Below are 10,685 nucleotides of genomic sequence, written 5' to 3'. Positions count from 1 at the left end.
TCTGCGTCTGCGTCTACGTCTACGTCTACGACTACGCGAAGTTGAAGCGCCGTTACGGGTATCCGTGACGCGCCGTCAGTCCACCGGATAATCGAGATCGTGCCAACGCTTGGCCGATTTGCCGCCGGAGCCGAGGTGGCCGCCGGGGAAACGCATCACGGCAATCGCGTGCAGCGCTTTCTCGTCGAGCGCGGTGTCGCCGCAGCTGCGCCTGACCTTGAGATCACGGACACGTCCGTGTTCGTCGAGCCAGACCCGCACGATCACGCGCCGTCTCGACGCGTTGCTCTGCACGCCGCGTGACAACAGGCGGTCCATCAGCGACATGAGGTTCTCCGCAATCGTCGAATGCTCCGGTTATCGCCGCGTGCATCGACGGATCGACGCGCGCCGGCCTGCGTACCGCATCAATGCCGGATGGCCGCGCTCGTGTGCGCGGGCCGCGCGGCCTTCGGCTTCGCGGCGACGTGCGTCTTCGGATCGGCGCCGGCCGCCTGTTGAACCTTGCCTGTCTTTGCCGGCGCCGCCGGTGCCTTCGACGCAGGTTTCGCGTCGGCATGCGCGGCGGCGGGTGCATTCGACTGCGCACGAACGGTTTGCCGCCCCGGCTTCACGGCCGCCGCACTGCTCGCCGCCACGGGCGGATGCTTGACCTGGTGCGCGTACTCCTTGACGTCGTGGTCGCTCATCCACGATTCCGTGTAAGCCGCCGACGCAGGCTGAGACAGGTTGAGATACGCGACCGATGCGACGAGAAAGGCACGAATATGCGTGCGACGATTGAATGCGGTAATGACGAATGCTCCTTGCGAACTGGCTTGACGCCTGTATCGGCGCCGTCGTGGCGGCACAATAAATGAGCGCATTCGGCATCGCAAGCGTTCGGCGGGTGATTCAAACGATTCTTAACGTTTGAACGATCGATCGGGCGCGTGAGGTCGGTTACGCACCGCGTTCGCCCGTAGCGCCTTCGTCCTCCCCCTTCCGCTCGACACGCCACGTATGAATCGGCCGATGCCCCGGCCGCTCCCACTCGGGCGGCATCCACAAATGCCGGAGCCGCTGTCCGATCGGCCCCGGCGCGCACACGTCGCGCCACATGTCGACGAACTCGTGGAGGTTCAGCACCAGGAAATTGTACGAACGGATCTGCTGCGTGATGCCGTAGTCGACCGGCTCCGTTTCCTCGACATACGTGCCGAACATCCGGTCGAAGACGATCAGCACGCCGCCGTAGTTCCGGTCGATATAGCGCGGATTGCGGCCGTGATGCGCACGATGATTCGACGGCGTGTCGAACACGTATTCGAACCAGCGCGGCAGCCGCCCGATCGCTTCGGTATGCACGAAGTACTGGTACGCGAGATCGACGGCCAGCAGGAACAGCACGACGGCCGGCGGGATGCCGAGCCACACCGGCGGCAGATAGAACAGGAACACGCCGACGAACGCGTTCAGCAGCGACTGCCGCATCGCGGTCGTGAAGTTCATCACTTCGCCGCTGTGATGCGGCACGTGCGCGGCCCAGAACCATCGCACGCGATGCGACGTGCGATGGAACCAGTAGTAGCAGAACTCCACGACGACGAAGATCGGCACGATGGTGAAGCCGTTCACCGGCACGTCGAAAAGCCGGTGCCGGTACACCCATGCGAAGATCGCGCCGGTCAACAGGATTCCCATCACCGTCTCGGCCACCTGATAGCCGGCGCCGAGCGACAGGTTCGCGACGATCTCCTTCCAGCGAAACCGCGCGCGCTGGCCGCGCTTCGTCGCGATCGCGAACTCGATCATGAACGCGATCAGGAACACCGGCGTCATGCCGATCAGGAGCACCTGCTTCCAGTCCACCTCGTGGCCCAGGAACGCCTGCAGCCACGTCATCCACCCTGCCGGCATGTCGATCGCCTCCGTCAATCACCGACGGGCAGTATGGTCGCGCACGGGTCGGCCCGCGTTGACACTTGCCGACGATTCTTTGACACTTTCCGCCATGCCCGCCGCCTCCCCGCTTCCGACCCAGCGCGTCTACTACTCGAGCACCTATGTGCGGCTGCTGTTCGACTATCTGTCCGCGCAACGGCAGGACGCGGCGCGCGTGCTCGGCGAGGCGCGGCCGCCCGAGGACGATCGCGGGCTCACGCTGTACGCGAGCGCGCACTGGCGGCGTCTGCTCGAACGCGCGGCCGACGTGCTCGGCGATCCGTTGCTCGGCCTGCACGTCGGCCAGCGGATCACGCCCGCGCATCTGGGCGCGCTCGGCTATGCGCTGCATGCGTGCCGCGACGCCGGCGCGGCCCTCGCGCGCTGGCAGCAATACGAACACCTGGTCGCGAACGTCGCGCGCATGGAAGTGCGGGTCGAGGCGACGTCGGTCACGATCGAATGGCACGATGCGCCCGAACCGCTCGGCGCGCTCGTCGACGAAGTGGCGCTCACCGCGATCGTCCAGTTCGCGCGCAACATCACCGGCACGCACGACGGGCCCGACGAAGTGTGCTTCGTGCATCCGCCGCCCGGCGACGTGCAGCCGTATCTCGACTACTTCGGCTGCCCGGTGCGGTTCGGGCAGCCGGTGAACCGGCTCGCGTTTCCGCCGCGCCTGCTCGTGCAGCCGCTGCGCCAGCCCGACGATGCGCTGCTGCAGATGATGGAGCGGCAGGCGAGCGCGCTGCTCGCCGAGCTGCGGCAGACCGACGATCTCGAACAGTCGGTGCGCGAGGCCGTCGCCCGCTTGCTGACGCGCGGCGAAGTGAGCATCGAGCAGATCGCGTCGGACCTGCACATGTCGTCACGCACGCTGCACCGGCGGCTTGCCGAACTCGGGCTCAACTTCCGGACGCTGCGCGAGGACACGCGGCGGCGGCTCGCGATCGACTACCTGAACGATCCGCGTCTCACGCTCGCGGAAGTCGCCTGGCTGCTCGGCTATTCGGAGCACAGCGCGTTGACGCGTGCATTTCGCCGCTGGACGGGCGAATCGCCGCAGCAGTGGCGCAGCCGGCAACCGGCACGGGCCGCGCGCGTCGCGCACGGCTGAAACGGCGTCGTTGACGATCGCGACCGGCGGGGCCGGAACACCGGCCGCCATCGGCAGCGCCGAACTCGGGTTCGCCGACGGTGTCGAACGTGCATCGCCGGAGAGTCACATGAAACACGCCGCCCGTTTCGCCATCCTGATCCTGCTTGCCGCCGCCAGCCTGCCGGCGGTCGCCGGCACGGACAATGCCGCTGCACCGGTTCCGCAGCAAGCGAAAAACTGCGTACCGTCCTCCACGTCCGCCGCCACGGCACCCGCCTCCCGCGCTGCCTCAAAAGCCCCGCCTATCCGCGTGTGCGTCGGCGATTCCGATACGCAACTGAACCTGCCGTGGTTCCTGACCGACATCCTCACCGCCGTGGACACGCATCAATCGCCCCGCGACCTGCTCCACAAGATGCGCAACGACTTCTGAAGCGCGGCTGTCCCCGGCTGCACGCCCGCTGAAAAAACCGCGGCACGCGGGCGGGACGTCATGCACGGCGATCCGGCACCTGAATCGCCAAAGGTGACGCGCGACGCAAATATTTCTTTCTGAGCATCAATCACGAAATTTCACCGTTTGTTGAGTCGTGATGTTTCGTAATTGCGCGTCACGTCATATACTTGCCGCGCACCATCCTCGTGCCAAGAGACGGTGTCTTCTATCCCGGCCGCACATCGATGCGGTCGGGGATTTTTTCGATGCGCCAGGCCGATATATATGCAATGTCAATGCATTTTATTGAGGCCAACCTCGAAACGAGCGTCCCCGGCCAGACGTGGCGAATGCACCGCGTCGATCCATTGACCGGTTCGACCGGCCTCCCCGTCCGTACAACGACAAATACGACCCGAGGAATGTCCACGCTTGCGCGGCGTCCGAGGCGCGCCTTTCCGCGCGGCGGCGCGCGGCTACGCCGGGCCTTCTTCCCGTCGAAAGCGACAGTGTGGCCGGCATGCTCGCGCACGGCGCCCGCTTCGGCACGAAAACGGCCATGCCGTCGGGCAAGGGCGCGGGTGGCGTCGATCCGCATCGCGCATTCGTACCGGCATTCCGCGCGCCCCCGGCGGGCAGCGCGCGCAGGCGCTAAAATCCGCCGCCTGGGCATCCACGACGAGCAAGCGTTTTGACGGAGTTCGAGCAGGGTTTCATCCTCACCCGCCACTGGCGGGACACCGCGTCCGGCATCGAGATCGAGTTCTGGCTGGCAACCGAACACGGTCCGCGCCGCGTGCGGCTGCGCCCGCAGGAAGCCGTCGCGTTCGTGCCGGCCGAGCAGCAGGCGCTCGCCGAACGCACGCTGGCCGGCGAGCGCGATGCCGAACTGCGCCCGCTCGCGCTGCGCGACTTCCGCCAGCGCGCGGTCGTCGGCCTCTACTGCCGCCGCTACCGTCATCTGTCCGGACTCCAGAAACGCCTCGCCGCGGCCGGCGTCGACGTCTACGAAGCCGACGTGCAGCCGCCCGACCGCTATACGATGGAGCGCTTCATCACGGCGCCCGTGCAGTTTCGCGGCACGGCCGGCCGCGACGGCACGCTGACCGACGGCGAACTGAAACCCGCGACCGGCTATCGGCCGGCGCTGCGCTGTGTGTCGCTCGACATCGAGACGAGCGTCCACGGCGAGCTGTATTCGATCGCGCTCGAAGGCTGCGGACAGCGGCAGGTCTACATGCTCGGCCCGCCGAACGGCGACGCGCCGGCCGCCGACTTCCGTCTCGACTACTGCGACAGCCGGCCCGAGATGCTCACCCGGCTCAATGAGTGGTTCGCCGAGCACGATCCCGACGCGGTGATCGGGTGGAACCTCGTGCAGTTCGACCTGCGCATCCTGCATGCGCACGCGGAGCAATACGGCGTGCCGCTGAAGCTCGGGCGAGGCGGCAGCGTGCTCGAGTGGCGCGCGCACGGCCAGCAGCCCGACCACTTCTTCGCGGGCGCGGCCGGCCGCCTGATCCTCGACGGCATCGACATGCTGAAATCGGCGACGTGGACGTTCCCGTCGTTCAGCCTCGAATACGTGTCGCAGTCGCTGCTCGGCGAAGGCAAGTCGATCGACAATCCGTATCAGCGAATGGACGAGATCCAGCGCCGCTTCGATCACGACAAGCCCGCGCTCGCGCACTACAACCTGAAGGACTGCGAACTCGTCACGCGCATCTTCGACAAGGCCGACCTGCTGTCCTTCGCGCTCGAACGCGCGACCGTCACGGGCCTTGCGGCCGATCGCACCGGCGGCTCGGTCGCCGCGTTCACGCACCTGTACCTGCCCCGCATGCACCGGCTCGGCTACGTCGCGCCGAACCTCGGCGACGTGACCGGCCAGAACAGCCCCGGCGGCTTCGTGATGGATTCGCGGCCCGGCCTGTACGACTCGGTGCTGGTGTTCGACTACAAGAGCCTGTATCCGTCGATCATCCGCACGTTCCTGATCGATCCGGCCGGGCTGATCGAAGGGCTCGCGCATCCGGGCGACGACACGTCGGTGCCCGGCTTTCTCGGCGCGCGCTTCTCGCGCACCGCGCATTGCCTGCCCGACATCGTGCGGCGCGTGTCGGAGGGCCGCGACGAAGCGAAACGCCAGCGCAACGCGCCGCTGTCGCAGGCGCTGAAGATCATCATGAATTCGTTCTACGGCGTGCTCGGCTCGACCGGCTGCCGGTTCTTCGATCCGCGCCTCGCGTCGTCGATCACGATGCGCGGCCACGAGATCATGCACCGCACGCGCGAGCTGATCGAGGCGCAGGGCTACGAAGTCATCTACGGCGATACCGATTCGACCTTCGTGTGGCTCGGGCGCGAGCACGACGACGACGCGGCCGCCGCCAAGGGCCGCGCGCTCGTCGAGCACGTGAACCGCTGGTGGCACGCGTACCTGCGCGATCGCTTCGGGCTGGCAAGCGCGCTCGAACTGCAATACGAGCGGCATTACCGGCGCTTCCTGATGCCGACCGTGCGCGGCGCGGAAGAAGGCAGCAAGAAGCGCTATGCGGGCCTCGCGCTCGCGGCGAACGGCGGCGAGGACCTCGTGTTCAAGGGGCTCGAAACGGTGCGCACCGACTGGACGCCGCTCGCGCAGGCATTCCAGCGCGAACTCTACCGGCGCGTGTTCAAGCGCGAGCCGTACCAGGACTTCATTCGCGACTACGTGCGACGCACGCTCGCCGGCGAATACGACGCGCAACTGATCTACCGCAAGCGCGTGCGCCGGCCGTTGAGCGAATATCAGCGCAACGTGCCGCCGCACGTGCGGGCCGCGCGGATCGCCGACGAATTCAACCAGGCCCGCGGCCGGCCGCTGCAGTACCAGCGCGGCGGCTGGATCAGCTACGTGATGACGACGGCCGGCCCGGAGCCGCTCGAGACGATGCGCTCGCCGATCGACTACGCGTTCTATGTGAGCCGCCAGCTGCAGCCGGTCGCCGATGCGATCCTGCCGTTCCTGCGGGATGATTTCGAACGGGTGATTTCGGGGCAGGGGCAATTGTTCTGAGACTGACGGCGTGGCGACATACGCGCGCCCGTTTCTTCATAGGGTTGCGACCGCAACCGCTTTGCGCTTCCCCTTCTCCGCTGAAAGCGCACCACACGATCGGCGGCATGCCTTCCGTCGTAGCCGCCCACTCTCGCTCATTCTGGAACAGTGCTCGCAAGGATTCGCCGTATATCCGGGCGATCCGGGTTCCTAAACTTGTCACATCGGTTCAGGCCATCTCACTCGCGCCGGACTGCAACGAAACCACCTGATGAAATCGTGAAATCCATCATCGTCACCATCGCCGCTACCGCCACCGTTCTGCTCGCCGCACCGGCCGCGTCGTACGCGCAATCGTCGCACTCGACGCTCACGCGTGCGCAGGTGCGCCAGGAACTGCTCGACCTCGAATCGGTCGGCTACAACCCATCGACCGGCGACGGCGACAACTATCCGGACGACATCGTCGCCGCACAGGAACGCCTGGCCGCGAAGCGCCTCGCCGAACGCAAGAGCAGCGAAGCCGCTTACGGCTCGACCGGCGCACCGGGGACGCTCTCGGGCGCACCGGCGGTGAAGCGGTAAGTCACGCTGCGCCGAGCGTCGCGGCACGGCAACGCGCGGCGGGCCGGGTTTCCGAGCCGCCCCGCTCGCCGGCCGGCATGGCGATGCCGCCGACACGCGGCACGGTCGCCTCCTCGCACCCATCCCGCCCTTCCCGACCGGTCCTCGCGCCGCACGCGCGCCCCTTCCGACCGGCCGCAGCCTGCCGCTGATCTTTCCCGCCCCAAACCTCGCCTAGCCGCGCCCCGGCCGCGCGTCGCACCGCCTTTCTCCGCTTGCCTTCCCGCCCCGCCACGCGTGCGTCCCGGGGAAAACCCGCCCCCTCACAGCCCAACTTCTCGTTGACACGCCGATTTTTGCCCCCCTAATATGCACACAACGCTGCACACAATAAAACACACATCTATGTGTGTAGATATCAGCAGGCATACGGGTTTACCCATTTCAAGTGAGGTCACCATGAATCGACTGTCTCGTTTCACCCGTCAAATCGCCGCGTGCACCGTGGCGGCGGCATCGCTCGTCGCGGCCGCGCCGTCGCACGCCGCCGGTCCCGACGCCTGGGCCGCCGTGAAGAAGGCGGGCGTCCTGCGCTGCGGCGCCGCGGTCGCGCCGCCGTACGTGATGCGCGACCCGAAGACGGGCGCATACAGCGGCTTCTTCTCGGATCTGTGCCGCGATTTCGGGCAGAACGTGCTGAAGGTGAAGGTCGAATTCGTCGACACGAGCTGGGACAACATCGTGGCCGGCCTGCAGTCGGACAAGTGGGATCTGTCCATGGCGCTGAACGACACGCCCGAGCGTGAAAAGGCCGTCGCGTTCTCGGCGCCGGCGACCGACTACAACGTCTCGTTCGTCTACAACAAGCACAACCCGAAGATCGCGAAGAACCTGCGCTCGCTCGCCGACATCGACAAGCCGAACGTCACGATCGCGGTGATGTCCGGCACGTCGCAGGACAAGGCGATTTCGGCCGAACTGAAACAGGCGCGGATCATGCGGCTGCCGGGCAACGACGAGACGCGCCTGTCGCTGATCTCGAAGCGCGCCGACCTGCTCGCCGACGCGAACATCACCAACATGCTGCTGACGGAAGCGCACCCGGACTGGGCGGCCAGCTTCAACCCGACGCCGCCGCTCGCGCAGCAGGAAGTCGCGTTCGGCCTGCGCAAGGACACGCCGAAGGCCGACCTCGACGCGCTCAACGACTACCTGTCGCAACAGGTCAAGTCGGGCGCGGTGAACCGCCTGATCAAGACGTCCGTGCAGGCGATGCTCGCGCCGGGCAAGTAAGCGCCGACCGCGCAGACGGCCCCGGCGGATCGCAGCCGGGCGCCGATTTTCCGATTCGCACTTTGCGCGCCGACGTCGGGCGCCGCTGGAGAGACAGTCATGTTGTCGCCTCGAACGACGGCCGTCAGGTCGGCCATGCATCCCCTTTCGACCATGCGCTTCGCCGCGTCCGCGCCGGACGGCGAGTTCGTGCGGCTGCGCGACGTGCACAAGGCGTACGGTCCGAACCTCGTCGTGATGGATGGCATGAGCCTCGACATGCGCGCCGACGACCGGCTCGTGATCATCGGCCCGAGCGGCAGCGGCAAGAGCTCGCTGCTGCGCGTGATGATGGGCCTGGAAGGCATCCAGCGCGGCGAGATCGCGTTCCAGGGCGCGCCGTACATCCGCGGCGGCGACGCACGCGGCGCGTCGCGCATCGATGCGAAGCTGCAGAAGCAGGTCGGCATGGTGTTCCAGCACTACACGCTGTTTCCGCACCTGTCGGTGCTCGGCAACCTGATTCTCGCGCCGGTGCGCGTCGGCGGGCTGTCGAAGGCGGACGCGACCGAGCGCGCCCGAATGTATCTCGCGCGCCTCGGCCTCGAAAGCAAGCTGCATGCATATCCGAGCCAGCTGTCCGGCGGCCAGAAGCAGCGCGTGGCGATCGCGCGTGCGCTGATGCTCGAACCGAAGCTGATGCTGTTCGACGAAGTGACGTCGGCGCTCGATCCGGAGATGGTCGTCGAAGTCCAGAACGTGATGCTGCAGCTCGCCGAGCAGAAGATGGCGATGATCATCGTCACACACGACATGCACTTCGCGCGCGACATCGCGACGCGCGTCGTGTTCTGCGCGAACGGCAAGATCGTCGAGGAAGGCGCGCCGGACCATATCTTCAAGTGTCCGAAGGAAGCGCGCACGCGGGAATTCCTCGAGAAAGTGCTGCATCTAGACTGAGGCCGAAGCCATGAACTATCACTTCGATTTCAGTTTCCTCGCCGGCAGCCTCGGCGCGTTGCTCGACGGGTTGAAGGTCACCGTCGTGCTGGCCGTCGCCGCGAACGCGATGGGCCTCGTGCTCGGCTTCGTGCTGTGCCTGCTCGCGATGAGCCGCTGGAAGCTCGTGTGCTGGCCCGCACAGCTCTTCATCGAATTCTTCCGCTGCACGCCCGCGCTGCTGCAGATCATCTGGTTCTTCTACTGCATCCCGATGATGGTCGACGTGTTCATCGATCCCGTCACGATGGGCGTGCTCGCGCTCGGCCTGAACCTGACCGCGTTCAACGCGGAAGCGTATCGCGCCGGCGTGCAGGCGGTGCCGAAGGAGCATCTCGACGCGGCGATCGCGCTCGGCCTGCGGCCGTGGCAGCGCACGATCTTCGTCGTGCTGCCGCAGGCGCTGCGCAGCGCGATGCCCGTGCTGCTGACGAACGGGATCGGCAGCCTGCAGCAAAGCGCGCTGGTCGCGATCGTCGCGGTGGGCGACCTGATGTACGTCGCGAAGAGCATCGCGACCGAAGCGTACCGGCCGCTCGAAACCTATTCGGTCGTCGCGCTCGTGTATTTCGCGCTGTCGCTGCCGATCGCGAAACTCGTCAACGTCATCGAGCGCCGCCAGGACGTCGCCGTCCAGCGCTGAGGAGCCTGTCGTGAATCTCGATTTTTCCGTCGTCTGGCCGTACTGGCTCGTGCTCGCGAAAGGCCTCGCGCTGACGCTGGCGTTCACCGCCACGTGCGCGCTCGTCGGCAGCCTGCTCGGCTTCGTGCTGAGCCTGCTGCGCATGTCGCCGTCGCGCTGGCTGCGCGGCCCGATCACCGCGTTCGTCGAATTCTTCCGCGGCACGCCGCTGCTGATCCAGCTGTTCTGGGTGTTTTTCTGCTTCCCGGTCGTGCTGCGGCTGCCGATCCCGCCGTACCTGTCGGTGCTGATCTCGCTGACGCTGTACATGGCCGCGATCACCAGCGAAACGTTTCGCGGCTCGCTGAAGTCGATCGCCGGCGAGCAGCACGACGCGTGCATCGCGCTCAGCCTGTCGCCGCACGTGAAGATCGTCTACGTGATCTTTCCGCAGGCGCTGCTGCGCGCGATTCCGCCGCTGCTGTCGAACGTCGTGAGCCTGTTCAAGGAGAGCGCGCTCATTTCGTCGGTGGGGATCGCCGACCTGATGTTCGTCGGCCAGAACGTGTCGAACAGCACCGCGCGCCCGGTCGAGTTCCTGACCACGGTCGCCGTCATCTATTTCCTCGTCGCCTTTCCGCTGACCCGCCTGGTCGGCGTAGTGGAGTCCAGGATGCTCAGGCGCTATGCCTATTAACCCGCAACGCTCTCGTCACGCTGGAGAAATCTC

Annotated in this window: 11 protein-coding genes; 8 read left to right on the top strand and 3 right to left on the bottom strand. The window is 66.5% G+C overall.

Features of this window, described 5'->3' with window-relative positions; translation table 11 throughout:
• Nucleotides 1-75: 75 nt before the first annotated feature.
• The 3 genes from U5771_RS21715 to U5771_RS21705 all read right to left on the bottom strand — a co-directional run bounded on the left by U5771_RS21715 (nt 76) and on the right by U5771_RS21705 (nt 1,899).
• Nucleotides 76-327, bottom strand: a complete 252-nt coding sequence (locus U5771_RS21715) for an energy transducer TonB (RefSeq protein WP_322025879.1) — start codon at nt 325-327, stop codon at nt 76-78.
• Nucleotides 328-407: 80 nt separating this feature from the next.
• A complete protein-coding gene (locus U5771_RS21710; protein ID WP_322025878.1) occupies nt 408-689 on the bottom strand; it encodes a transcriptional regulator in 282 nt (93 codons plus the stop codon).
• Nucleotides 690-942: 253 nt separating this feature from the next.
• Nucleotides 943-1,899: a sterol desaturase family protein gene (locus U5771_RS21705; RefSeq protein ID WP_322025877.1), complete on the bottom strand. Its 957-nt coding sequence runs from the start codon at nt 1,897-1,899 to the stop codon at nt 943-945.
• 94 nt (nt 1,900-1,993) lie between these two features.
• Between U5771_RS21705 and U5771_RS21700 the strand changes: the two genes are divergently transcribed.
• The 8 genes from U5771_RS21700 to U5771_RS21665 all read left to right on the top strand — a co-directional run bounded on the left by U5771_RS21700 (nt 1,994) and on the right by U5771_RS21665 (nt 10,652).
• A complete protein-coding gene (locus U5771_RS21700) occupies nt 1,994-3,040 on the top strand; it encodes an AraC family transcriptional regulator (RefSeq protein WP_322025876.1) in 1,047 nt (348 codons plus the stop codon).
• Between the two features lie 109 nt (nt 3,041-3,149).
• Nucleotides 3,150-3,455, top strand: a complete 306-nt coding sequence (locus tag U5771_RS21695; RefSeq protein ID WP_322025884.1) for a hypothetical protein — start codon at nt 3,150-3,152, stop codon at nt 3,453-3,455.
• A 694-nt stretch (nt 3,456-4,149) separates the two neighbouring features.
• Nucleotides 4,150-6,516: a DNA polymerase II gene (locus U5771_RS21690; protein WP_322025875.1), complete on the top strand. Its 2,367-nt coding sequence runs from the start codon at nt 4,150-4,152 to the stop codon at nt 6,514-6,516.
• A 261-nt stretch (nt 6,517-6,777) separates the two neighbouring features.
• On the top strand, nt 6,778-7,083 hold the full coding sequence (locus U5771_RS21685) for a DUF4148 domain-containing protein (protein ID WP_322025874.1): 306 nt from the start codon (nt 6,778-6,780) through the stop codon (nt 7,081-7,083).
• Nucleotides 7,084-7,521: 438 nt separating this feature from the next.
• Nucleotides 7,522-8,355, top strand: coding sequence for a substrate-binding periplasmic protein (locus U5771_RS21680; protein WP_322025873.1), 834 nt, complete (start codon nt 7,522-7,524; stop codon nt 8,353-8,355).
• Nucleotides 8,356-8,454: 99 nt separating this feature from the next.
• On the top strand, nt 8,455-9,294 hold the full coding sequence (locus tag U5771_RS21675) for an amino acid ABC transporter ATP-binding protein (RefSeq protein ID WP_322025872.1): 840 nt from the start codon (nt 8,455-8,457) through the stop codon (nt 9,292-9,294).
• A 10-nt stretch (nt 9,295-9,304) separates the two neighbouring features.
• Nucleotides 9,305-9,976 carry an amino acid ABC transporter permease gene (locus U5771_RS21670; protein ID WP_322025871.1) on the top strand — a complete coding sequence of 224 codons (672 nt, stop codon included), beginning with the start codon at nt 9,305-9,307 and terminating at the stop codon, nt 9,974-9,976.
• A 10-nt stretch (nt 9,977-9,986) separates the two neighbouring features.
• A complete protein-coding gene (locus U5771_RS21665) occupies nt 9,987-10,652 on the top strand; it encodes an amino acid ABC transporter permease (RefSeq protein WP_322025870.1) in 666 nt (221 codons plus the stop codon).
• Nucleotides 10,653-10,685 lie beyond the last annotated feature (33 nt).

The organism is Burkholderia sp. BCC1977, from assembly GCF_905339595.1.
Lineage (GTDB): Bacteria > Pseudomonadota > Gammaproteobacteria > Burkholderiales > Burkholderiaceae > Burkholderia.
Note: the sequence above shows the minus strand (reverse complement) of the source record. Positions and strands in the feature narration are given on the sequence as shown.

What these genes read in the sequence shown, in the direction of transcription:
- U5771_RS21715 (WP_322025879.1), bottom strand. Translation starts at nt 327, where the DNA reads ATGTCGCTGATGGACCGCCTGTTGTCACGCGGCGTGCAGAGCAACGCG.
- U5771_RS21710 (WP_322025878.1), bottom strand. Translation starts at nt 689, where the DNA reads ATGAGCGACCACGACGTCAAGGAGTACGCGCACCAGGTCAAGCATCCG.
- U5771_RS21705 (WP_322025877.1), bottom strand. Translation starts at nt 1,899, where the DNA reads ATGCCGGCAGGGTGGATGACGTGGCTGCAGGCGTTCCTGGGCCACGAG.
- U5771_RS21700 (WP_322025876.1), top strand. Translation starts at nt 1,994, where the DNA reads ATGCCCGCCGCCTCCCCGCTTCCGACCCAGCGCGTCTACTACTCGAGC.
- U5771_RS21695 (WP_322025884.1), top strand. Translation starts at nt 3,150, where the DNA reads ATGAAACACGCCGCCCGTTTCGCCATCCTGATCCTGCTTGCCGCCGCC.
- U5771_RS21680 (WP_322025873.1), top strand. Translation starts at nt 7,522, where the DNA reads ATGAATCGACTGTCTCGTTTCACCCGTCAAATCGCCGCGTGCACCGTG.
- U5771_RS21675 (WP_322025872.1), top strand. Translation starts at nt 8,455, where the DNA reads ATGTTGTCGCCTCGAACGACGGCCGTCAGGTCGGCCATGCATCCCCTT.
- U5771_RS21670 (WP_322025871.1), top strand. Translation starts at nt 9,305, where the DNA reads ATGAACTATCACTTCGATTTCAGTTTCCTCGCCGGCAGCCTCGGCGCG.